At 70.0% G+C, this 24,058-nt stretch carries 12 protein-coding genes and 2 pseudogenes; 8 read left to right on the top strand and 6 right to left on the bottom strand.

Going from position 1 to position 24,058, the window contains the following annotated elements:
• Positions 1-60 precede the first annotated feature (60 nt).
• Positions 61-726: a hemerythrin domain-containing protein gene (locus BR31_RS29250; protein WP_037177232.1), complete on the top strand. Its 666-nt coding sequence runs from the start codon at positions 61-63 to the stop codon at positions 724-726.
• Positions 727-935: 209 nt separating this feature from the next.
• Here the strand turns inward: BR31_RS29250 and BR31_RS0118900 are convergent, their stop codons facing one another.
• The 3 genes from BR31_RS0118900 to BR31_RS30690 all read right to left on the bottom strand — a co-directional run bounded on the left by BR31_RS0118900 (position 936) and on the right by BR31_RS30690 (position 6,704).
• Positions 936-2,078 (bottom strand): Ig-like domain-containing protein, encoded by a 1,143-nt coding sequence (locus BR31_RS0118900; RefSeq protein ID WP_027502347.1) that lies wholly within the window; start codon positions 2,076-2,078, stop codon positions 936-938.
• A 221-nt stretch (positions 2,079-2,299) separates the two neighbouring features.
• The gene (locus BR31_RS0118905; RefSeq protein ID WP_027502348.1) at positions 2,300-3,298 is read right to left on the bottom strand and encodes an MBL fold metallo-hydrolase; all 999 of its coding nucleotides are present in this window, start codon (positions 3,296-3,298) and stop codon (positions 2,300-2,302) included.
• A 142-nt stretch (positions 3,299-3,440) separates the two neighbouring features.
• Complete coding sequence (locus BR31_RS30690; RefSeq protein WP_027502349.1) at positions 3,441-6,704, bottom strand: protein kinase domain-containing protein; 3,264 nt, start codon at positions 6,702-6,704, stop codon at positions 3,441-3,443.
• A gap of 198 nt (positions 6,705-6,902) precedes the next feature.
• Between BR31_RS30690 and recC the strand changes: the two genes are divergently transcribed.
• The 3 genes from recC to recD are packed head-to-tail and all read left to right on the top strand — an operon-like array spanning position 6,903 to position 15,339.
• Positions 6,903-10,187, top strand: a complete 3,285-nt coding sequence (recC, locus tag BR31_RS0118915) for an exodeoxyribonuclease V subunit gamma (protein ID WP_027502350.1) — start codon at positions 6,903-6,905, stop codon at positions 10,185-10,187.
• Positions 10,184-13,492 carry a UvrD-helicase domain-containing protein gene (locus BR31_RS0118920; protein WP_197023655.1) on the top strand — a complete coding sequence of 1,103 codons (3,309 nt, stop codon included), beginning with the start codon at positions 10,184-10,186 and terminating at the stop codon, positions 13,490-13,492. Before recC ends, BR31_RS0118920 begins: the two co-directional genes overlap by 4 nt.
• Positions 13,489-15,339 carry an exodeoxyribonuclease V subunit alpha gene (recD, locus tag BR31_RS0118925; protein WP_027502352.1) on the top strand — a complete coding sequence of 617 codons (1,851 nt, stop codon included), beginning with the start codon at positions 13,489-13,491 and terminating at the stop codon, positions 15,337-15,339. Before BR31_RS0118920 ends, recD begins: the two co-directional genes overlap by 4 nt.
• Before the next feature lie 14 nt (positions 15,340-15,353).
• Here recD and BR31_RS0118930 read toward each other — a convergent pair whose 3' ends face one another.
• Both BR31_RS0118930 and BR31_RS0118935 read right to left on the bottom strand, forming a co-directional pair.
• A complete protein-coding gene (locus BR31_RS0118930) occupies positions 15,354-16,691 on the bottom strand; it encodes a T3SS (YopN, CesT) and YbjN peptide-binding chaperone 1 (protein WP_027502353.1) in 1,338 nt (445 codons plus the stop codon).
• Positions 16,692-16,836: 145 nt separating this feature from the next.
• Positions 16,837-17,424, bottom strand: a complete 588-nt coding sequence (locus BR31_RS0118935) for a T3SS (YopN, CesT) and YbjN peptide-binding chaperone 1 (RefSeq protein WP_027502354.1) — start codon at positions 17,422-17,424, stop codon at positions 16,837-16,839.
• Positions 17,425-18,168: 744 nt separating this feature from the next.
• On the opposite strand from BR31_RS0118935, the gene BR31_RS30695 reads away from it, so the two are divergent.
• The 3 genes from BR31_RS30695 (at position 18,169) to BR31_RS31220 (ending at position 23,095) form a co-directional block, all read left to right on the top strand.
• Positions 18,169-19,269, top strand: coding sequence for a TIR domain-containing protein (locus BR31_RS30695; protein WP_051637564.1), 1,101 nt, complete (start codon positions 18,169-18,171; stop codon positions 19,267-19,269).
• 120 nt (positions 19,270-19,389) lie between these two features.
• Positions 19,390-21,636 (top strand): KAP family P-loop NTPase fold protein, encoded by a 2,247-nt coding sequence (locus BR31_RS0118950; protein ID WP_197023656.1) that lies wholly within the window; start codon positions 19,390-19,392, stop codon positions 21,634-21,636.
• 532 nt (positions 21,637-22,168) lie between these two features.
• The gene (locus BR31_RS31220) at positions 22,169-23,095 is read left to right on the top strand and encodes an HNH endonuclease (RefSeq protein WP_197023657.1); all 927 of its coding nucleotides are present in this window, start codon (positions 22,169-22,171) and stop codon (positions 23,093-23,095) included.
• A 502-nt stretch (positions 23,096-23,597) separates the two neighbouring features.
• On the opposite strand, the pseudogene BR31_RS32305 reads toward BR31_RS31220, so the two are convergent.
• Positions 23,598-23,705 (bottom strand): annotated as a pseudogene (locus BR31_RS32305) (3-oxoacyl-ACP reductase); the annotation flags it as partial.
• 170 nt (positions 23,706-23,875) lie between these two features.
• Between BR31_RS32305 and BR31_RS0118960 the strand changes: the two are divergent.
• Positions 23,876-24,058 (top strand): annotated as a pseudogene (locus BR31_RS0118960) (IS3-like element IS987 family transposase); the annotation flags it as partial.

Raw genomic sequence — 24,058 nt, forward strand, 5'->3', positions numbered from 1 at the left:
GCCAAGTGCTCCCGGTCAGGGTGAGTGGACACGCCTCCCCGCCACCGAACGGAGCAACCCATGTCCTCGCCGACCACCCACCGACCCACCTCCGACGAGGACCTGCTCGGAATGCGACTCGCGCACCGGGTGATGCGGCGCGACGCCGCCCGGCTCGCCCGTGTCGCCGATGAACTCGTCGCCGACCCATCGGGCTTCGACGCGCGCAGGCGCGGCGCCCTCGCGGCCTACCTCGATCTGTTCCTCGCGAGCATCCACCATCACCACACCGTCGAGGACGAGGCGCTGTGGCCGCTGATCGTCGCCTCGGCGGGGCCGCACACCGACCTGACCGAGCTGACCGACGACCACCGCGCGCTCGACCCGCTCCTCGACGAGATCCGCGGGCACGCGCACGCCGGCCCCGACCACGCCGCCGCGGTCGGGCTCGCGGCGTCGCTGCGCCAGCTGCGCGACCTCCTCGACGAACACATCGAGGACGAGGAGCGCACCGTCTTCCCGCTCGTCACCGGCTTCGTCCCGGCCGACGCGTGGGCGCGGTTCGAGCAGCATGCGCAGCGCGGCGGGCGGATGGGCTTCGAGCTCACCCGCGCGTTCGCGGTGATGACGCCGGATGAGCTCGCCTGGGTGCGCGGCCGGGTCCCGATGGTGGTGCGCGGCATCGTGTTCGCGTGCGGCGGGCGGCAGCGCAGGCGCGAGCGGCTGGTGTTCGGCGTCGAGAACTGAGGCGGTATCGCGTGAGCCGCCGTGCACGTCCGGGTGACGCGAGGGCAGTGTGTGCCGTCCGCCTTCAGGAGGACACCCGGTGGCGGACGGCACACACTCAACGGCCTTCGAGCGCGAGCGCGCAGTGTCAGTTCACATCTCGAGGACCGTTGGAACAGGGGCCCGCGGGTGTTCGGTATCGGACACCGCTACCCACGGGATGGGGGCGGTCAGCTACCGAGTGAGCCGGTGTCGAGGCTGCCGGTGCCACCGGGGTTCTGCGGATTCGGGCCGCCCGACGTGGTGATGGTGACGGTGTGTGCTGCCGTGGTGTGCTGTTTGCCGTCCTTGGTGGTGAGCACGGCGGTGACGGACTTGGTGCCCGCCTGGTCGAAGCTCAGGTCGAGGCGTGCGAGGCCGGCGTCCACGGGCTGTGGGTCACCCACCGCCTTGCCATCGACCATGAACTGCACTGTCCCGGTGGCGGTGTCGGGTGTGACCTTCACGGTGAAGGGGAGCTTGGCGCCGGTCGCGCCGGTCGCGGGGCCCTCGATCGCCGCGGACACCTGCGTGCCGGGGTCGACCCCACTGATCGCGATGGAGGCCAGCGGTCCCGCGCCGTCGTTGAGTCCCGCTCCCGCCCCGTCGCGCGGCGAGCAGGAGGTCGGGGCCCAGATGTTGCCGGCGAGCCAGTGCCCGAACCGAGGGAGCAGGGTCAGGAAGGACTCCGGGCTGCCGAACGTTCCGGCGGCACCGGAGGTGCGCAGCTTCGGTTCGATGGTGCCGGCGTTGCCGGCCTTGAGCGTGATGCGGGTCTTCGGGAACCTGATCGTGGTGGTGTCACCGGAGTCCGGATTGAGGGTCATGCCGCCCGTAGAGGTGGTCGAGGAGGAGGGGCCGTTGCCGATGGTGACGTTGTTGCCGGACAGGCGCAGGATCTGGCCGGTGCTAGAGGGTGCACCGGATTCGTCGACTCGGATCATCGATGCGGGCGTGCCCGCGGTGAGGTTGCCCTGATCGGCGACGGTGGCCGTGACGAACTGTGCGTTCGGTGGAATCGCGAAATCGATCTTCGCGCGGGAGATCTCCTTCAAGCTTGCGCCGCTGGTGCTGTTCGGGACCTCAACGGTGCCCGGATCGATCTCCACGTCGAACGTCTCGCCCGGTGCCACGGTCGGGGGTGCCGTCACAGCCACGGTCACGGACTTGCCGTCCGACTGCGGGCCCGCGAACGCGCTGGGAACCGCGTGGCATGTCACCTGGAATGTCGATGTGGTGGTGATGGGTGCGGCGCCTGCGGAGGTGGCGGTCACGACGGCGGCGCCGGCCGCCAATCCGACGAGCGTGGTCAGGCACAGGGCGCGCGAGCTCATGGTGTCTCCTTCGTGGTGGCGTGAGCGGCCAAGCGGTCCGGGCTGTGGAGCGCGGCGAAGGGTACAACGCAATCCTGACGAACGCGTCGGAAATTTCGGTATTCGTTCCCCGGGCTACAGGGACTGGGTTCACGGTATTGAAGCGCGTCCTCGGCGGCTCCGCCGCCCGTGAGTCCTTCTGGTCCGCCAGGGGGCCAAAAGGACTCACGGGCGCGCAGCGCCTACCGCCGCGCGAACACCGCGGGCTCGGTGTCCGGCACCTGCGCAACCTGCTCGCGGGCGACCAGGTGCCGCAGGTGCGCGGCCGCCTCGGACAGCGCCATCCCCTTGGCCATCGGATGGAAGTCGGTCCACGGGCGGTACCACTTCATCCGCTGCGCGACCTCCCAGACCGTGATCCGGTCGTCGCCGAACGCGTCGAGCAGGTGCTCGAGCCGCTCCTCGTGGTGGTCGATCAGTTCGCCCGCGCGGCCCGCGACGTCGTCGATCGGGATGCCGTGCGCGCCGAGGCCGCGGGTGATGTCCATCGACTGCACGCGGCGCAGCGAGTCCAGGAACTCCGCGAGCGCGTCGCGCTCCTCGAGCGGGTAGACGAAGTTGCCCACGTGCGGGGTGGTCTTCTGCAGCACGTGGTCGCCGGTGAACATCACGTCGGCGTCCTCGAGGTAGAAGCAGACGTGGCCGGGGGTGTGGCCCGGCGTGTACACGACGCGCAGGCCGCGGCCGGTGAGCGCGACGATCTCGTCGTCGGCGAGCAGGCGGTCCGGTGCGGACTCGGGGCCGACGGGCGCGTTGCTGCCCGTCGCCGCCTGGAACGCGTCCAGGTCGTCCTGGGCGGCGCCGGCCCGCCGCAGGTTGGTGAGCTGGTAGTCCAGCCACGCCGCGTCGCGGCCCTCCGACATCTTCCCGAACATCTCGTGGTCGGACTCGTGCATGGCGATCCAGGCGCCGGACGCGTCGCGGATGCGCCCGCACAGGCCGGTGTGGTCGGGGTGGAAGTGGGTGAGGACCACGCCCTCCACCTCGGAGACCGAGTGGCCGATCGCCTCGAGGCCCGAGGTCAGCCCCGCCCAGGCCTCGTCGTCGCCCCACCCGGCGTCGACCAGGATCAGGCCGCCGGGCGACTCCATCGCGTACACGAGGGTGGTGCCGAGGGGGTTGTGTGACATGGGCACGGGAATCTGGAAGATGCCATCGCCGATGGCTGCCGCGTCGAGCATGGGATACCTCGTCACTAGTGAAATTGGTTTCAAAACTTTGTCCTCATCATTACCGGACGTCGTCGCGCCGGTCCATACCTGGGTCCCGGGCTGCGGGACCAGGACCGACGGTCACGCGGGCGCGGCTCGCGATCGACCGTGGTCAGCCCCGGTTGGGATCGACCATCCAGGCGGCGACCTGTGTCCGCGAGGTGAACCCCAGCTTGGCGAGAATGCGCTCGACGTGGCCCTCGGCGGTCCGCTGCGCGATCACCAGCTTGGCGGCGATGGCACTGTTGGTCAGCCCCTCGGCGACGAGCTCGGCGACCTGGAGCTCGCGTCGGGTCAGTGTGGTCTTGCCGGGCGCGGTCGTCGCCCGATGCGGCTCGGGGGTCTCGGCCAGGGCGTACGCGGCGGCCTCCCCGAAACTCGCGGACGCGCCCTTCCGGTAGCTCGCGTCATACGCCTTCTGCCCGAGCGCCCGGCGGGTCCGTTGCTCGCACTCGTCGTGCTGCTCGCGCAGGCCCGGGATCGCGATCTTCGGCAGGCCCCCCGTCTGCCGCATGGCCTGCGCGTAGCCCAGCAACAGCGCGGACCTCGCGTAGTCCCCGTCGGCCGCGGCGATCCAGGCCAGGCCCTCGAGGCTCGGAGCGGAGCCGAACGAATTGTCTACGGACCGGGACAGCCGCACCGCCTGTTCCAGCAGCGCGGTCGCCCGCTTCGGTTCGGTCGTCCACACCGCCAACCCGAGCGTCCGCACGGCCCACGCCCGGAACACGAGCTCACCGCGTGGCTCGGTGATGTCCAGCACCTGCTGGAGGTAGTCGGCCGCCTTCGCCGATTGCCCGAGTAGCCCGCTGGCCACCCCGGCGCCGGTCAGGGTGATCACCCGCAGGAGGTGGTCGTCGGGCGGACACGCCTCCAGGACTGCGTCGAAATGACCTGCCGCCGTGGATACGTCGTTGGCGCCCAACGCCACGACGCCCGCGGCGTACAGCGCGGTCGCGGCGGCGTCGGGGTCGTTCGTCTCCGCCGCCGCCGCGCGCGCCAAGCCGACCCGTTCGGTGCCGGTCGCGATGTCGCTGCGAAACCCGCTGAGCGCCGCGCCGAGGCTCACGGCCCGCACCCACTCCGGGCCGCGGGGAACCCCCTCGACGGAGAGCATCCGTTCGGTCCAGCGGGCGCCCTCGTTGATCTGGCCGCTGGCGAGCCAGAACGGATACAGGGCGGCCGTGATGCGCAGACCCACCGCCACGTCGCCGGGCTCCGCCATGCTGGCCTCCAGGGCCTCCCGGAAATTCTGCAGGTCCAGGTTCAGGCGGGCGATCCAGCTCAGCTGGTGCGGGCCGATCCAGTCGGCCTCCGCCCGCAGCGCCAGGCGCTGGAACCAGTGCCGGTGACGTCGCCGCATCTCCGCGTACTCGCCGGACTCCGCCAGCTTCTCGAGGCCGTACTCGCGGATGGTGTCCAGGAGCCCGTACCGCCCCGCGGTCGCCGCCCCCTCGTGGATCAGAATCGACTTCTCCACCAGCGACGCGACCAGGTCGAGCAGCGCGCCCGGCGTCAGGTCGACGCCGCAGACATGTTCCACCGCGGCGAGCTCGAAGCTGCCGGCGAACACGGACAGCCGGGCCCACAGCTGTTGTTCCTCGGGCGTACACAACTCGTGACTCCAGTCGACGGACAGCCGCAGGGTCTGCTGCCGCGTCGGGGCGGTGCGCCCGCCGCGGGTCAGGATCGTGAAGCGGTCGGTGAGCCGTTGCAGGATCTGCTCGGGTGAGAGGGCCTGCAGGCGCCCCGCCGCCAGTTCGATCGGCAGCGGCAACCCCTCGAGCCGGTGGCAGATCCCGGCCACGGCGGCCATGTTGTCCTCGGTGAGCGCGAATTCCGGGAGGACCGCGACGGCGCGTTCGGCGAACAACGTCACCGCGTCGTAGCCGGGCAGCGCCGCCAGGTCGAGCTGACCGTCGGGGGCCGGCGCGCTGAGCGGCGGGACCCGCAGTGTCGCCTCCCCGCGGATGCCGAGCGCTTCCCGGCTGGTGGCGAGGATGCGCAGCCCGGGGCAGTACTTGAGCAGCGCCTCGGCCAGCTCCGCGACCGCGCCGATCACCTGCTCGCAGTTGTCGAGCACCAGCAGGGTCTGGCGCGGCTCGAGGAATTCCGCGAGGACCGTCGGCAGCGGCTCGCGGGAGAAGGACTTCAGCCCGAGGGCGGTCGCCACCACCCCGACCACCAGCGACTCGTCGTGCAGGTCGGCCAGCTCGACCAGCCACGCCCCGTCGCCGAAGGCGCGCTGGACGCTGGTCGCGGTCCGCAGCGCGAGGCGGGTCTTCCCGACGCCACCGATCCCGGTGAGCGTCACCAGCCGGGCGGACGAGAGCAGCTCCTTCGCCTCGGTCAGTTCGGTGCGGCGGTTGACGAAACTCGTCAGGTCCGCAGGCAGGTTTCCCTTCCGGCCCCGCGTCGAGGGCCCGGTCTGCGGGGGCCCGCCGCTCGTCGACGGACGACTGTCGCGCTTCGACCCGGCCGCGGACTGCAGGGCCATCTCGTCCACCGGAAATCCGTGGCGGAACTGGATCTCCCGCAGCGCGTCGCCGAGCTGCGCGGCCGTGGGGCGGGTGTCCGGATCCGCGGCCATGGCGCGCTCGACGGCGCCGGCCACGTCGTCGGGGATGTCGAGTTCGCGCAGGTCCGGGATGGGCTGCGAGGTGATGCGCAGGAACTGGGCGACCACCTGCTCTCCGGAGCGCCGTTCGAAGGCAGCGTGGCCGGTGAGGGCGCAGAACACGGTGGCACCGAGGCCGTAGACGTCGGCGGCGGCGCTGGGCGGGCCACCGCCCAGGATCTCGGGCGCGGTGAACGCCGGGGTGGCGGTGAACGTGCCGGCGGCGGTCTCGAACCCGTCGGGCAGGTGTGCGATGCCGAAGTCGGACAGCGCCGGCTCGCCGAAGTCGGTGAGGATGACGTTCGCGGGCTTGATGTCGCGATGCATGATGCCGAGCCGGTGCGCGGACTCCACCGCGCCCGCCAGCTTCACGCCGAGCTGCAGGGCCTGCTCGAGCGACAGCGGGCCGTGGTCGCGGATGCGCACGTCGAGCGAATGCTGCGCGTGATAGGGCATCACGATGTAGGGCAGGCCGCCCGCCGTGGTGCCGACCTGCAGGACGTTGACGATATTGGGGTGTCCCGTGAGCCGGCCCATCGCCCGCTGCTCCCGGACGAAGCGGGTCCGATTCTCCTCGTCGAGGTCGGCGGTGAGCACCTTCACCGCCACGGTGCGGTCCAGGGTCGTCTCGGTGCAGCGGTAGACGACGCCGAAGCCGCCGCGCCCGATCTCGGTCGCGTCGGAGAAACCGGCGGCATCGAGCTCCGATGCCACCGACGCGGGCACACCGTGCTGAGTGGCCATCGGATCGTTGTCGGTCATCGGTCAGGCCGCCCTGGCGGGTCCTCGACGATGCGGCACGGCACTCACCTCACGGACAGATCCGGCCCGACCCCGGAACTCCATAGTGCCACCGGCCCGGGTGGTCTACCAGCGCTCGCGCGCGCCCGACCCGGGTGGTCGGTGCGCTGTGATAAGCCTGAGCCGACCATTCGCGGAGTCCGAACCGAGGGGGAGTACGTGCTGACGCTGCACCGCGCCGAACGCTCGGACACCCTGGCGGCCGGGCTCGCCGACGTCCTGAGGAACCCGCTGGCCGACCCGTTCGCCCGCGAGGTGATCGCGGTCCCCGCCAAAGGCGTCGAGCGCTGGCTCACCCAGCGCCTGTCGTCCACGCTCGGCGCGGTGGACGGCGACGGCGTCGCGGCCAACATAGAGTTCCCGTCGCCGACCCGGCTGGTGGACGAGGCCGTGGCCGCGGCGACCGGGATGACCGCGGACGAGGACCCGTGGAACCCGGCGCGATCGCTCTGGACGCTGCTCGGCGTCATCGACGACGTCCTCGACGAGCCGTGGGCGTCCGTGCTGGCGCGACATCTCGGTCGCGGCGCCGACGACCACCGCAGCGGCCGCCGCTACGGCACCGCCGCGCACCTGACGGAGCTGTTCCGCAGCTACGGCGCGCAGCGCCCCGCGATGCTGGCGGACTGGTCCGAGGGACGCGACACCGACGGCGCCGGCGGCCAGCTCGACGACGACCTGCTGTGGCAGGCGGAGCTGTGGCGGCGGCTGCGCGAGCGCGTCGACTGCCCCAGCCCGGCCGAGCGGCTGGTCGGCGCCTGCGCCCGGCTCCGCGACGAGCCGGGGCTGCTCGACCTGCCGGACCGGATCTCGGTGTTCGGGCCCACCCGGCTCACCACCGCCCAGATCGACGTGCTGTCCGCGATCGCCGCGAATCGCGATGTGCACCTGTGGGTTCCGCACCCCAGCCCCGGCATGTGGGCGGCGCTGGCCGATCGCGAGCCGGCGACGACCCGCGCCGACGACGACGGTGCGCTCGCCGTCACGCACCCGCTGCTGGCCGGCCTGGCCCGCGACGTCCGCGAGCTGCAGGCCCGGCTCAGCCGCCCCGGCCTCGAGCACGCGCACCACCGCGGCGCCCCGACGCCGGACACCCTGCTCGGCCGGCTGCAGGCCGACATCGCCGCCGACCGCGCGCCCACCGCGGACGCGTCCGCCGACGGCAGCGTGCAGGTGCACTCCTGCCACGGTCCGGCCCGGCAGGTGGAGGTGCTGCGCGAGACCCTGCTGCATTTGTTCCAGGACGATCCGACTCTCGAGCCGCGCGACGTGCTGATCATGTGCCCGGACGTGGAGACCTACGCGCCGCTGGTGCGGGCCGCGTTCGGTCAGGAATCGGAGGGGCACCCCGGGCACCGGCTGCGTGTGCGCCTCGCCGATCGTGCACTGCACCAGACCAATCCGGTGCTCGCCGTCGTCGCGACGCTGCTCGGGCTGGCCGACGGCCGCGTCACCGCCAGCCAGGTGCTCGACCTCGCCGCCGCCGAACCCGTCCGCCGACGCTTCCGGTTCACCGACGACGACCTCGAGCGGCTGCGCGAATGGACCACCGCAGCCGGGGCGCGGTGGGGGATCGGGCCGTTGCAGCGCACCGACTTCGGGCTCGGCGACTTCCCGCAGAACACCGTGCGGTCGGCCCTGGACCGCATCCTGCTCGGCGCCGCCGCGGACGGCGCCTCCGGCGAAGGCGCCAACGGGCAAGCGCAGTGGCTCGCGCTGGCGCTGCCGCTCGACGACGTCGACAGCAACGACATTGACCTCACCGGCCGGCTGGCCGAGTTCGTCGACCGGCTCGACGTGTCCCTGCGCGGGCTGCGCGGCCCGCAGCCGACCGGCCGGTGGTCGGCGGGGCTGGCCAGGGCCCTTGACCTGCTCGTCGACGTGCGCGAGCGCGACGCCTGGCAGCTGGGGCAGGCGCAGCGCGAGCTCGCCGCCGCCGTCGAACACGGCGACGACCGCGAGCTGCGGCTGGCCGACGTGCGGGCGATGCTCCGCGCGAGGCTGGCGGGACGCCCCACCCGCGCCAACTTCCGCACCGGCGAGCTGACCGTGTGCACCATGGTGCCGATGCGCTCGGTGCCGCACCGGGTGGTGGTGCTGCTCGGGCTCGACGACGAGGTCTTCCCGCGCGGCGCGGGCGTCGACGGCGACGACGTGCTCGCGCGGACACCGCTACCGGGGGAACGGGATCCGCGCAGCGAGGACCGTCAGCTGCTGCTCGACGCGGTGATGTCCGCGAGCGAGAAGCTGGTGCTGTTCTACACGGGCGCCGACCCGGTCAGCGGCTCCCGGCGCCCGCCCGCGATCCCGCTCAGCGAGCTCTGCGACGTCCTCGACACCATGGCCGGCCGCCCGGACGCGACGCTGACGCGGCATCCGTTGCAGCCCTTCGACGCCCGCAACTTCCGGCCCGAGGGACCGTTCAGCTTCGACGCCGCCGCGCTGGCCGGGGCGCGGGCCGCGCAGCGGCCGCCCGAACCGGAGGCCGTGTTTCTGGCGGAGCCGCTGCCGCCGAGGGCCCCGGGCGACGTCGACCTCGCCGAGCTCGTCGCGTTCCTCGTCCACCCCACCCAGGCGTTCCTGCGGCAGCGGCTCGGGCTGCGGGTGCCCGAGCTGGACGAGGACATCGCCGACGCGATGGACCTGGAGCTGGACCCGCTGGGGAAGTGGGACATCGGCGAACGGATGCTCGCGACGCTGCTCGCCGACGGCCGGGACTTTGCGGAGGGCATCGCCGACTTCCGGGCCGCCGAGTGGCGCCGCGGCACGCTGCCGCCGTTCGGTCTGGGGGAGGGCGCCCTCGGCGAGATCGAGGCGACGGTGCGCTCCCTCGCCGCCGCCGGGCGCCAGCCGGGCCGCGCCGACACGATCGACGTGGACGTCGATCTCGGATCCGGTCGGCGGCTCACCGGCACCGTCGGCGGCGTGTACGGGACGGTGATCGCGCGGACCACGTTCTCGCGGTTGGCGCCCAAGCACCGGCTGACGGCGTGGGCGCAGCTGCTGGCGGTCGCCGCGTCGGCCGGACCGCGCGAGACCGCCTGGCGGGCGGTGACCACCGGCCGCGGCCAGTACCGCCGCCCCACCTGGCAGTCCACCCTCACCGCGCCCGAGGACGCGCTCGCGGTGCTGGTGCGCCTCGTCGAGCTGCGCGACCGGGGCCTGCAGGCCCCGCCGCCGTTGGCGACCGGCGCGTCGGCGGCCTACGCGGAACGCCGTTCCGGCGGCGCCTCCGTCGAGATGGCGATGGAGGCCGCGGGCAAGGAGTGGGGCGGCACCTTCGGGGACGCCACCGACCGGCACCTGTCGTATGTGTACGGGGCCGGGCCCGCGCTGTCCGTGCTCGCCGCGGCGCCGGACCCGGTGGAGGGCAGCGTCTTCGGGGCGATGGCCCGCGAGCTGTGGGACCCGCTGCTGGCGGCCGAGACACTGGGGGAAGCGTGAGCGCCAGAGAGGCAAGCGGAACCGTGACCGAGCGCACCGCGTTCGACCTGCTCGGCCCGCTGCCGAAGGGCACCACCGTGCTCGAGGCGAGCGCGGGCACCGGCAAGACCTACGCCATTGTCGGCCTGGCCGCGCGCTTCGTCGCCGAGGCCGGCGTGGACCCGGCGAGCCTGCTGCTCGTCACCTTCAGCCGGGCCGCGACGAAGGAGCTGCGCGAACGGACCAGGGAGCGGTTCGCCTCCGCCGCGGCCGGTCTCGCGGACCCGGCGGGCAGCCGGGACCCGCTCGTCGCGCACCTCGCCGACGCCGACCCCGACACCGTGGCGCTGCGACGGCGCCGCCTGCTGCAGGCCCTGTCCGACTTCGACGCCGCCACCATCGCCACCACGCACAGCTTCTGCCAGCGCATGCTCGACGGCCTCGGCATGGCCGGGGAGCGCGACCCCGACGCGGTGCTGGTCGAGGAGGCCGCCGACCTCAACGCGGAGGTGATCGGCGACCTCTACCTGAGCACCTTCGGGCGGGCCGGGTCGCCCTCGCTGACCCCGGGCGAGGCGCGAAAGGCTGCGCGGGCGGCCATCTTCGACCCGCAGGCGGCGCTCGCGCCCGACGACGCCGAGGGGACCCCCGCTGGCGACGCGGCCGCGTTCGCCGCCGCCGTGCGGGCCGAGGCGCGCCGCCGCAAGCGCGCGGTGGGCCTGCGCGACTTCGACGACCTGCCCGCCCTGCTGCACGGCGTGCTCACCGACCCGGTGCACGGCCCGGCCGCCTGCCGCCGGGTCCGGGACCGCTACTCGGTGGTGCTGGTCGACGAGTTCCAGGACACCGACCCGTTGCAGTGGGGGATCCTGCGCAGCGCCTTCCACGGGCAGTCGACGCTGATTCTCGTCGGTGATCCGAAGCAGGCCATCTACGCGTTCCGCGGCGCGGAGGTACTGGCCTACCTGGACGCGGTCGGCGCCGCCGACAGCCACCAGGAGCTCACCACCAACTGGCGCAGCGACGGCCCGCTGCTGGACGCGCTCGCGCACCTGCACGGCGGCGCCGCGCTCGGCCACCCACAGATCGTGGTGCACCCCGTCGACGCCGCCAAGGCGGGGTCGCTGATCGGCGGGGCGGTGCCGCTGCGGCTGCGGCACCTGCCGCGCGCGGGCGCGGGACCGTTGGGCAAGACCGGCTTTCCCGCCGTCGGGCCGCTGCGCGGGCGGGTCGCGGCGGACCTCGCCGCGGACATCGCGGGGCTCCTCGGCGGCAGTCAGACGGTGGACCTGGGCGGCGGGCCGCGGCCCGCCGAGCCCGGCGACATCGCGGTGCTGGTGCGCACCAACGCGCAGGTCGCCCTGGTGCACGACGCGCTGGACCGTGCCGGGGTGCCGGCGGTCACCGTCGGCGGGCTGAGCGTGTTCCTCACCCCCGCCGCCCGTGACTGGCTGTGGGTGCTGCAGGCCATTGAGCAGCCGCACCGCTCGGACCGGGTGCGGCTGGCGGCGCTCACCCCGCTGCTCGGGCGCACGGCCACCGAGCTCGACGCCGCCGGCGACGACGCGGTCGCGGAGATCGGCGGGCGGCTGCGGGACCTGTCGGCGGTGTTCGCGCAGTCCGGCTTCGCGGCGCTGTTCGAGCGGCTCGCCGCCTGGAGCGGGCTCGAGGCCCGGATGCTGTCGCGGGCCGCGGGCGAGCGGCGGCTGACCGACCTGCGGCACGTCGCGCAGCTGCTCAACGAGGCCGCCGTCGCGGAATCCCTCGGGCTCACCGCGCTCACCCGCTGGCTCACCGACCGGATGCGCGACCCCGCGGTCGGCGGCATCGACCGCAGCCGCCGCCTCGACAGCGACGCCGCGGCCGTGCAGATCGCCACCGTGCACGCCACCAAGGGCCTCGAGTACCCGCTGGTTTACCTGCCGTACGCGTGGGACGCGGCGAAGAACCCGAAGCCCGACAAGTTGCTGCTGCACGACGCGGACGGCCGCCGCATCCTCGACGTCGGCGGACCCGAGGGCCCCGGCTACAACGAACGCAAGAAGCGGCACGACGACGAGGAGGCCGGGGAGGAGCTGCGGCTGCTGTACGTCGCGCTGACCCGGGCCATGTGCCAGCTGGTGCTGTGGTGGGCGCCCGCCTTCTCGACCAGGGCCGCGCCGCTGCACCGGATGTTGCTGGCCCGGCGGCCGGGCGAGCTGGAGGTGCCGGCGCAGGAGCGGGTGCCCGCCGATCCGGATGTCGCGCAGCGGCTCTCGGCGTGGGCGGGCGACTCCGCGCTGGTGCGGGTGGAGGCCGTCGGCGCCGACCCGATCGTGGTGCCGGAGTGGACGCCCCCGCAGGAGGAGGTGGGGGAGCTGGCCGCGGCGCGGTTCGACCGCGACCTCGACGCCGCCTGGCGGCGCACCTCCTACTCGGCGCTGACCGCGCACGCGCACGACGCCCCGCCCAGCGTCGGCAGCGAGGCCGAGGAACCCGAGCTCGACGACGAGCCGGACGAGCCGCCGCTGGTCTCGCCCACCCTCGCCGTCGGCCTGCCGTCGCCGATGAACGGGCTGCCCGCCGGGGCCGCGTTCGGCACCCTGGTGCACGCGGTCCTCGAGGAGGTCGACACCGCCGCCGCGGACCTGGAGGCCGAGCTGCTGCGCTGCTGCCGCGAGACGGTCGCCGCCGGGTACTCGGGCGTCGACCCGGACGCGCTGGCCGCGGCGCTGGTGCCGGTGCTGCACACGCCGTTGGGTGGAGGCCACACGCTGGCGTCGATCCCGCCGTCGGACCGGTTGCCGGAGCTGGACTTCGAGCTGCCGCTCGCCGGCGGCGAGGACGCCGACGCGGAGGTGACCCTCGCGGGGGTCGCGCCGCTGCTGCGCAGGCACCTGCCCGCCGACGACCCGCTGGCCGACTACGCGGCGCTGTTCGAGACCCTCGGCGCGGCGCCGCTGCGCGGCTACCTCACCGGCAGCATCGACGCGGTGCTGCGGCTGCCCGGACCCCGCTTCGTGGTGGTGGACTACAAGACGAACCGGCTGGCGCCGGGCGACCTGACCACCGCCGATTTCACCGCCGAGACGATGGCCGCGGAGATGATGCGCGCCCACTACCCGCTGCAAGCGCTGCTGTATTCGGTTGCGCTGCACCGCTACCTGCGGTGGCGGCTGCCCGGCTACGACCCGGCCACCCACCTGGGAGGGGTGCAGTACCTGTTCGTGCGCGGCATGGCCGGCCCGGACAGCCCGGCCGGCGCGGGCGTCTTCGACTGGTACCCGCCCGCCGCGCTGGTGTCCGAGCTGTCGGACCTGCTGGCCGGAATCGAGGGGGCGCCGTGACCGAGGTGCAGGTGGCGCAGCGCGGCAAGGGCGCGCTGCGGGTGTTCAACGAGGCCGGGGTGCTCGCCGCCGCGGACGTGCACGTCGCGCTGCGCCTCGGCGCGCTCGGCGGGGAGGTCGCGGAGGAGGCGCTGCTGGCGACGGCGCTGGCGGTGCGCGCGGTGCGCTCCGGCTCGGTGTGCCTGGACCTGAGCCGGATCCGGGAGGTCACCGTCGACGAGTCCGCGGCCGGGGAGGGCGTGGACCTGGAGACGCTGCCGTGGCCCGAGGACGCGGACGTGCTGGCGGCGCTGCGCCGCAGCCCGCTGGTGATCGGCGGCGACGCCGGGCCGCTGCGCCCGCTGCGGCTGGTCGACACCGACGAGGGCGGGCTGCTGTACCTGGAGAAGTACTTTCGGCAGGAGCAGACCATCCGTCGGGTGCTCGACGAGCGCGCGCTCGGTCATCCCGCGGTGGACGTGGACCGGCTGCGGGCGGGGCTGGCGGAGTTGTTCGGCGGCGCGGCGGCCCCGGACCGGCAGCGGATCGCCGCGGCGGTGGCCGCGACGCACCGGACGGCGGTGATCGCGGGCGGGCCCGGCACCGGCAAGACACACACGGTGGCGCGGGTGCTGGCGCTGCTGGTCGCCGAGCACGGCGACGGGCTGCGGATCGGGCTGGCCGCGCCCACCGGCAAGGCGGCCGCGCGGCTGCAGGAGGCGGTGCGCGAGCAGGCCGAGCAGATCGGGCTGCCGGCCGGGCTGGCGGCGATGACGCTGCACCGGATGCTTGGCTGGCAGCGGGTGGGCGCGAGCCGGTACCGGTACAACGCCGGCAACCACCTGCCCTACGACGTGGTGGTGGTCGACGAGACATCGATGGTGTCGCTGACCATGATGTGCCGGCTGCTCGAGGCGCTGCGCCCCGACACCCGGCTGGTGCTGGTGGGGGACCCGGACCAGCTGACATCGGTGGACGCGGGCGCGGTGCTGGCGGACCTGGTGGCGCGGCCGGTGACCGGGACGGAGAACCCGGTGCTGACGCGGGTGGTCGGCGCGGACCTGGACGCGGCCGACGACCCTGACGAGGCCGCGCTCAGTGCGGGGGAGCGGGATCGGTTGCGCGGCGGCGTGGTTCGGCTCAGCCGCGGGCGCCGGTTCGGCGGCGAGATCGCCCGGCTCGCGGTCGCGGTGCGCGACGGCGACGAGGACGCGGTGATGGCGATCCTGCGGTCGGGGGCGGAGGCGGTGTCCTTCGTGGCGCCGGACGACCTGGCGGCGCTGCGCTCGGACGTGGTCACGACCGCGGCGGCGGTGACCGAGGCCGCCGCGGCAGGCGACGCGGTGGCGGCGCTGCGGGCGTCGGAGTCGCACCGGCTGCTGTGCGCGCACCGCGACGGCCCGTTCGGCGCGGCGTGGTGGGCGCGGTCGTCGATGGAGTGGATCGGTGCGGCCACCGGGACCCGGCTGGACCCGGACCGCTGGTACGTGGGGCAGCCGCTGTTGGTGACCGCGAACGATCACGAGGTGCGGATCTACAACGGCGACACCGGCGTGGTGGTGGACCGCGGCGGCGGCGAGCTGGTGGCCGCCTTCGCCCGCGGCGAGGAGCCGCTGCTGCTGCACCCGAGCAGGCTGTCCGCCGTGCAGACGGTGTACGCGATGACGATCCACCGCAGCCAGGGCAGCCAGTACGACACGGTGTCCGTGGTGCTGCCGGGCGAGGAGTCGTCGCTGCTGACGCGGGAGTTGTTGTATACGGCCATCACCCGGGCGCGCGGGCACGTGCGGATCGTGGGGGACGAGGCGTCCGTGCGGGCCGGGGTGCGGCGGCGGGTGTTGCGGGCGAGCGGGTTGCGGCGGGGGTAGTTCAGGGGGCCAGCTCAGCGGGGGTCGTCGAACAGGGTGAGCTCGTGTGGTTCGTCGAACAGCTCCAACTGCAGTGGCGGCGCCGCGGGCTCGGGGGCCAGCAGCCCGGGCCGGGAGAAGCTGACCACCCGCAGCGCGCCGCTGAGCGCGGCGAGCGTGTCGGACCAGGCCGCGGCCTCGCCCTCGCACAGCGCGATCTCGTCCGGGTCCGCCTCGGCGCGAGCCTTCTCCAGCGAGCCACGCCACTCCGTCGCGCGTTCCGCGCTGATCCGCATGTACTCGAGGATGGTGGTGCGGTCGCGTTCGCAGACGTCGGCGGCGGTCTCGGCGTCGAGGTCGCCCTCGCCGAAGAGCACCAGCTGCATCACCGCCATCAGCGACGGCGGCACGTCGGGTACGCATTCGTGGTCCGCGCCGGGGGAGGGGGTGGTGCGATAGCCGACGGCGTCGAAGCGGCCGGCGAACGCCCGGTCCACGGTCGCGAGGAAGGCGGTGATTCGGTCCAGCAGATCGGTCAGATGCCGTGGCACGAAGGGGAATCCGGGCACCTCGACCACCGCGTTGAGGCGATCCTCGCGGAGCACGAACCGCAGGTGCGACCAGCGGGCGGTGAGGTCGGCGACCGTCTCGGCGGCCCGGGTGCGGCCCCCGATCCGGTAGAGCAGCGGCACCCACAGCCGGATGACGGGTTCGGTCGCGTGAGGGATCACGAACACCGCGTGCCCCTCGATGGTCAGGACGAAGTCGCCGTCGCCGTCGACCTGCGGCTGATCGCCGAGCAGTTCGGTGAGCGCGGCCTCGACGAGATCGCGCAGGTGATCCGGGTCGCGCGGGGCGACGGCCAGCATCGGATCGACGTCCGAGCCGAGCCAGTCCCGCACGGTGGGCCCGGCGAGATGGCCGGCCCGGCTGCCGACAGCCTCGGCGCGCAGGAAGCTCGGGTGCGGCACGCTCCACACGTCGCGGAACGCGGCCACGGCCATGGAAGCCAGCTGGTCGGACCACCGGACGGTGCGGTCGAGGAAGTAGGCGGGTGAGCCGTCGCCGGGATCGGCGTCGGGCGCGCAGGTGGGGTGCTGCCAGCCCAGCTCGATCAGCAGCGCCTCGTCGGAGGGGGACAGCGCGAAGCGGGGGTCGAGGAACGCGTTGGAGGGCACCTCGCAGCGCACCAGGTCCTCGGCCCAGGCCAGGAACTGCACGCACGGGAGGTAGCCGCCGACGCCCGGTTCCTCCGCGAGTTCGACCACGAGGATGTCCTCGCCACGCATGGTGCCGATGTGGTCCGCGAGGGTGCCGCGGAACTCGCGCCACGCCAGTTCGACGGCCTGGTCGAACTTCTCGAGGTCGGGCAAAGGCGTGGTCCCATCTGCAGTGCGCTCCGGCCGCACTCCCGACCGTCGGCATGCAGGGTATCGCGAGCCTCCGACTTTCAGGCTCAGGACGCGGCGGAGCAGACGTGCGGCGGTTTCGCCGAACGCCTGCTCCCGTCGGGTTCGGCTAGTTGGCGGCCGGGGTGATGCCGAGGTCGCCCTCGATGTGCTCGCCGGAGTCGCCGCATGCGCAGTCGCCGCCGCAGCCCCCGCCATCGCAACCGCCGGCGTAGCTGTCATCGTCGGCGTCGCAGTCGAGGGTGCCGCCGAACTGCGCGGCGAAGTCGTCGTCGAGGTCGTGGGTGAGGTCGTGGATCTCGTCGATTAGGTTGATCAGGTGCTGCGGCGCGAACGGGTCCGCGTCGACGAGCGTCGAGACCAGCAGGTGCTCCTCGCTCAGCGAGAAGCGCAGCCGCGGCCACTCCTCCGACAGCGCGCCCAGCTGCGTGGTGGCCTGCGCGCGGTCGGTGATGCCGGTGACGATCGAGGACCACACGTGCAGCTGCGGGCCGTCGTCGGCGACCGTCACGTAGACGGCGAAGCCGTGCACGGGGATCGCGATATCGCCGTCCTCGTCGGTGTCCGGCTCGGAGCCCAACAGCTCGGCCAGGGTGCGCACGCACAGGGCGTGCAGCTGGTCGTGCTGCTCGGTGACCACGGCGAGTGCGCCGTCGATCCGCAGCGGCTGGTCGTCGGTGGTGTCGTGGTCGCTCATGGTTCCTCTGTCCTGCGCCGGACCGGGGTTCGGCTGGCCGCTGCTGTGGTGGGCTGGTGTGCGGGTCAACGGTAGCGCGGCGTGGTGACGGTGGGTCGCCGGGTGGGTGACGGCCGGCCGACCTGAAGCTCCAGGCGGTGCGCGCCTTTGGCGAACCACCAATCCGCCCAACTCCGCGATGACCGCGACCGACTGCATGACCTTGATAAGTATGGGCCGCTGAAGCCGCCATGTGATCGCGATCGACCGTTCGCCCTTGTGCTTCACATGTCGATCCACCGAGATGCTGGAACGTTGCCACACCGGTTTCGTCATGCGGCCGATCCCGCTCGAACTGGAGTACTCGGTGCCCGACTCCTGGGGTGGGCAGGTACGGCTTCCTGCAGGAGTGGACGTCGAGGTGTGATTCTGCGAATCCGAGCCTGTTGGACGCCGCGGAGCCGGCACGCGAGACCCGCGGCCCGGCGGGCCAGCCCCCTCGTCGCGATGTCGAATACCGCGAGTGCCAGGATCGGCCTCGAGCAGGCCGGGGTGCGCGGGCACCGATTGCAGCTTGTGGCACCGAGCTGGAAAGGGATTCCGCGACGTCAAGATTTCCGTCCATCCATGAGGTTCTAAGCGATATAGGGCGTTTCGGTTCGCAGGAGTGCCCTTCTTGCTTCATGAATTCCCGCCGATGCCTCCGCCGCGCGTCGAATCTCAGGAATTCACATCGTTGTCGGCCTTGCGTGGGATGATCGCGCGGTGGATGCAAGCGAGGACGCCGCCGACTATGAGTTCGACATCGCCGTCTCCTTTGCGGGCGAAAACCGCCAGTACGTTGAGGACGTCGTTCGCAAGCTCGACGCGGACGGAATACGAGTGTTCTATGACGCTGACTACCGCTACGACTCCTGGGGGGAGGACGGTGTCGAGTTCTTCACAAAGGTCTACATGGAGCGCGCCCGTTACGTCGCCATGTTCATCTCTCGTCACTACGCAGACAAGGAGTGGACCCGCCTTGAACGTCGCACCGCCCTTGCCCGCGCGCTGACTCAGAGGTCCGCGTACATCCTGCCGATCCGACTAGACGACACCACGCTGGACGGCCTGCTTCCAACCGTCGGGTATCTGGAGGCGACCCGTGAAGGTATCGATGGCATCGCCGCAGCCGTCGCTTACAAGATGGGTTCGCCACGCGCGCAGGCGCTGGCAAGCTACGAGGCCCGCGTCGCGACCACTCCTGCAGAACTCCAAGAACTCCTGCGTATGCGACCAGCATCTTGGGAGATCCTCGCCTTCGCGTCGATCATCGAGCAAGGTAGGGACAAGCTGTCGGCAGAGCGACGCGACCATGAGATGGAGTATGCGCCACGATCGGGGAGGACACTCGACGCTGATGAGGCAATGCGGAGAATGCGCTCCATCGATATCGAGGTTTCGAATCTAGGCAAGTCCTTCATGAAGGTGCTTGATCCCGCGGTAACTCGGGCAGCCTTCGGAGCGCCACCCGGCGAGAATGGCGAACCAGCAGTCCCTGGCGATCCTGACAGAATCTTGCACATTGGCCAAAGGCTCACCGATGTATACAAGCAGTTCCTCGACCTGGCAGCTGAACTGCGCGGACTCACTGTGCCACAAGAGTATTCGACGGCATATGAGATCGCTGCACGGCTCACCAACGAACCACTCCGAGGCCTCGACGCCTTCGTAGACGAGTACGTCGACACTGCCCGGACTATTCCCGGACGCATCGCGACAGGCGAGCAGGTCACAATCGAGATGCGGGCTCCGATTGCGTTCTCTGAGGAGCTCCTCGATGAACTCATCGAAGAGCTCCTCAGAGTTCAGGCACTCAGCCAGTAGCCTTGTCGGACCTGTGCCGCAACAACCCTGCCTCAAGGCGGGAAACCGACCGCGGTTTGATCATGAGAAACGGGTCCAATTCCTGACCGCTCTCGAGGCCAAGGTGCGATCATCGCTGCCGTGAGCGAACAGACACCTGGCACCGCCGATGGTTCGGCAACATCCGATGCACCGATTGACGGTAGCGTTGCGCAGCCGGATCGATTGGATCGAGAGTGGTTTGCCGAACAGGTCGCTGAGCGCATCGCGTTGGCAGGTAGCGGGCCCAGCGTGGTGTTTGGGCTCTCTGGCGCGTGGGGTGCCGGCAAGACGTCGACTCTGCACTTGATCAAGAATGCTCTGGACGAGAATCACGACGAGTGGAACGTAGTCTTCTTCACCCCGTGGGCGGTCAACGATCCCTATGCGCTGGCCGAAGAGTTCTATCGCACCATCGCGGCCGCAATGCCCGAGAACGACAAAGGGGAGCACGCGAAGAAGATGTTGAACGCCGCTGCCCCGGCACTCGCGGCTGGAGCGAAAGCGATCTTCCATGGCGTACTTAATCGGTATCTCGGCGAGGGAACTACGCAGGAAGCAGCACAGGCCTTCTTCGACGCGGCGGCCGACAGCGCCGGCGACATCCGCGTCGAAGAGGATCCGTTCGCGAAACGCTTCGAGGGGATCGGGAAAGTCCTAACTGAACTCGACATTCAAGTTCTCGTGGTCGTTGACGACATCGACCGACTGCACCACGACGAACTGCTCGCAGTAATGAAGGCCGTCCGATTGCTCGGACGCTTCGACGGAGTCCACTACCTGCTGTCCTACGACACCCAGACCGTCACGGATGTCCTGACCCGATCAGACCTTGCGAATGGCAACGCTCGTCGGGCTGAGCAGTACCTCGAGAAGATCGTGCAGTATCCGTTCGAGCTACCACCGATCCAGCTGCTCCACCTTCGCCGCGAGTTCGACCGTCAGCTCAGCACCCTCGCGCGCCGCGGTGGATTCAATCTCGGCAGTCGCGACGACGGGACACTGCACCTGGACGTCATTCTTGAGCAACTGCCCCTCGACTCGCTCACATTGCGGACCGTCCACCGGCTCTTTGCGCAGGTCGACATGGTGCTCTCGCTTGTCACCGACAAGTCTAGTGAGGGCAGCTGCGCCACCGATGAAATCGATGTCGTCGACACGGTTCTCATCACATACCTGCGGCTCGAATACCCCCAGCTCTACAGGTCCCTCCGCTCGTGGAAACGCGACCTAACGCAGGGGAAAGCCGCCTCCGCAACCCTTCAAGAGAGAACCGACCTCGCAGACCAATGGCGAGCGAAGGTCGCGACGGCCGTCGACCCGGACGGCAAGAACGAAGACACCACAAGCCGTGCCTACACACTTTTACGGGCACTGTTCGCGCCAGCCATACCTCGGCCCCAGAATGACTACCGAGTAATACCCGATCCAGCGAGTTTTCAGATTCGCTCATCGGACTATTTCGATCGGTACTTCGCCTTCGGGTTCCCCGCCACCGATCTCCGTGACGCCGCCGTACGAGCAGAACTCATCGAGTTGATATCGACGGGAAAGCTACCTGAGGCCTCGCTCATCCACAGCCACGTTGCCAACGCCGAGACCGCCCCACTGCTGCGCACGAAGGTGCGCACGATCATCGGCGACGTTCTCGACGAGATCGGGGACGTGACACACAGTGGTGAGGCCGCGATCGCGTTGACCCGTGCAATCACTGACAAGGAGCGCCAACAGCCGCATCGCGACGCATGGTGGGCTGTTGCCGCCTTCCAGCTCTGGGTAGCGGCAAACGTCGGTATCGGGCAAGAAGCCGCCCAGGATGCCATCACCGCATACCTTGACGACTTCGAGACCGACATCACCATTACCGTCCTCGACGTGGGCCGAGGCCAGATCACCCCAGGAACGAGCCTCTGGATTGCATCGGAGCCGGTGCGCGATCGCGTCCACAGCGAGTTAGTTGCCGCGTTGCTCGACGATCGCGACCTCACCGAACACGGCCCCCTCGCCCGCTACTGGTACTGGGCATCCCAGCAAGAGGGGCTGATCGACCGCGTCCGTGAAACCGTCCGGCAGCGTTCGACAGCAACGGGAGGTGTCGACCTACTGGATCTCGCAGCACGACTCGTTACCGTCGGTCACAGTCTTGACTTCGAACAGGAAGCCCTGCAGGGGTTCGATATCGAGACCCTGATTGCGATCGTTCCGTTCAACGACTGGCCGGCCGATCAACTCCCAGACCAGCTGATAGCCGGAATCGATGTTACCGATCTGTCGTATCGCAATCGCCGGGATTTCGCCGCGAACGTAGTCTTCAACGCGCTCCACAAACAGCCAAGTAGTACTCGTTGAAGTCGGACAGCGTTGGACTCGGCGCTCGGTTGACGGGAGGGTCAATGGTGGCATCAGCGGCCTTCGCCGAACTCGCTAGCTGCACATGGCCCTCATGTTGGTATGAAAGCTAACTGATGCGTGGGGAGGCAACCGACTGCGCTATGGCGAAGTCGGAAGCCGCTCCCGGCCTCGCCCTTCTCTGAGCAGGGCCTCCATCTGTCCCGCCTGCACATCAGCTCACGCCCGCTGCTGGATAGGTGTTCACGAATCGCATTTCGTTCTGGGCCGCATGCGGATTGGATAGGTTGACCAGTCGGTAATCACACGTGAGGAGGGCTCCGGATCACACAGATTTGGATGTGTTTCAGGTTGTGGGCAGTCTTGTGCGATCAGGTGTCTGGCTGGAGCAAATCCATCGTGCGGTCGGGTGGTCTAACGCATGCCTGGAGCTGCGAACAAGAGGCTGGCTTCCGAGTGAACTGTCGGACTGCAGCCGTACAGTCGTCGCAGTTGAGATCGATTCGGATGGACTAGGGGCGGATGGATGGGCGTGGCGCAGGCATGGGTGTTGACCTCGGCGGTCGAGGGCGAGCGGAGCTGGCACGGCAACGATGGCTACGCCGATGTACTGGGGGTTCAGTATCTGTACGACAATGACGTGGCGTACTACAAGCAAGCGTCGGTCGGTGACTTGGTCGTCATTCGGGAGTCGAAAACTGTCTTCGGTGTATCCAGGATTGACGCAATCGAACATGCACCCGGCAAGAAATTTCGCCGTCGCTGCCCCGCCTGTAGAACTGCCAGCGTGGAGTTGCGGAAGCGAACCAACAGCTATGTCTGTGGTAACCGGCGGTGCAGCGCCGGTGCAATCGAGCCTGTCGAGAGATACGAGCCTGTTGAGGAGTACGTCGCGAGCTACGGTCTAGGCTGGCGGGCACTGGATGGTGCAATCGCGTATGCAGATCTCGAACCTCATCTATCCGGCGCATCGCAGCACTCGATTCGGCCGTGTGATGTCAAGGGGTTAGAAAAGCTCCTTGAGGATCTCGGTGTTTCCGTTCCGGCGGCGCCGGCTGGTGGACTCGACGTCAAGATTCCTGGTGGGAGGCGTGACAGTCGCACGAAAGCTCGTAACGGGCAGAACACATTTCGGCAGGCTTTGTTGCAGAGGTATGGACTGCACTGTGCAGTCACCGGTCCTTGTCCTGTAGAGGTTTTGCAGGCAGCACACCTACGGCCGTTTGCGGAGCACGAGACACACAGTGTCAGTGGGGGAATGCTGCTGAGGTCCGATATCCACCAGTTGTTCGACGCGGGCCTGCTTGCAATCAATCCGGCCACTATGACTGTCGCAGTTGCCCCGGCCCTTGCCCAGTATGCGGATTACATGAAGCTTGAAGGTGCAAAAGTAGCGTTGAGCTCGATAGACGGAGCGCTCCTCCAGCGGCACCATGACGAAGTATCTGCTTTGTGGTGAGCGTTGTTTCCGTTGGGCCTAGTGCGTTGACAGCCTTCGAGCATTGCCGTGGGTGCCAGCCGCCGCGTGATGAGTGTCCGAAGTTGCGAACGACTGGGATGTTCACCAATGCCGGTTCGTTCTGGGCCGTATGCGGATTGGATGGGTTGACCAGTCGGTGATCACATTTAATGAGGGCTCCGGATCACACGGATCTGGATTGATTCCAGCGGCGGTTGCCGCCTGAGTGGGGAAGAACGTGACCATGACTGCAATTCGCGTCCTTCGTGACTATCCGCCAGACCGGATGCTGGTTGGCGTTCTCGACATAATGAGCAGGTGCAGTGGGTGTTTCAGCGTTCAGGTGGGGGAGATGCGGGACCGAGCTCGCTAGTGAGGTGGCTGCTGGCCTGGCGTGGGCTCGCCGCGGCGCCGCGGCACCACCGGGTGAACTGACGTGGCTCCGGCGATTGCCGGTTGAGACCGTGAGAGCTGGGGAGCACGACCTAAGATGGCGTGCCGATCAGCCGAGGTTGGCCTGTCCGCCATCGAGAGGGATGAATGCGCCAGTGAGGTAACCGAAGTCCGGCCCGCACAACGCGGCAACAGCATTGCCGATGTCATCACGACAGGCATCGGCCCGCCGCAAGAGGCTGGTCTGGAAAAAGATTAGTCTTACCTGTGCCATTGCGTCCCACGATCACGTAAGGGATGGTCTGCCATCCTGGAAACTGAGTTCCAGGTGCAGATTGAATCGCCCCGGTGAGTCCGGAGACTTCATCTCTTGTGAAGGATGGAGTCATGTCAGGTTCGAGGAAGTACCCGGCCGAGCTGCGTGAGCGGGCGGTGCGAATGGTCGCCGAGGTGCGCGGCGAGTACTCGTCGGAGTGGGCAGCGATCGAGTCGGTGGCCGCCAAGTTGGGCATCGGTTCGGCACAGACCTTGCTGAACTGGGTTCGTCGCGATCAGGTCGACGCAGGGAAG

Source organism: Rhodococcus sp. UNC363MFTsu5.1 (genome assembly GCF_000686785.1).
GTDB classification, from domain to species: Bacteria; Actinomycetota; Actinomycetes; order Mycobacteriales; family Mycobacteriaceae; genus Rhodococcus_G; species Rhodococcus_G maanshanensis.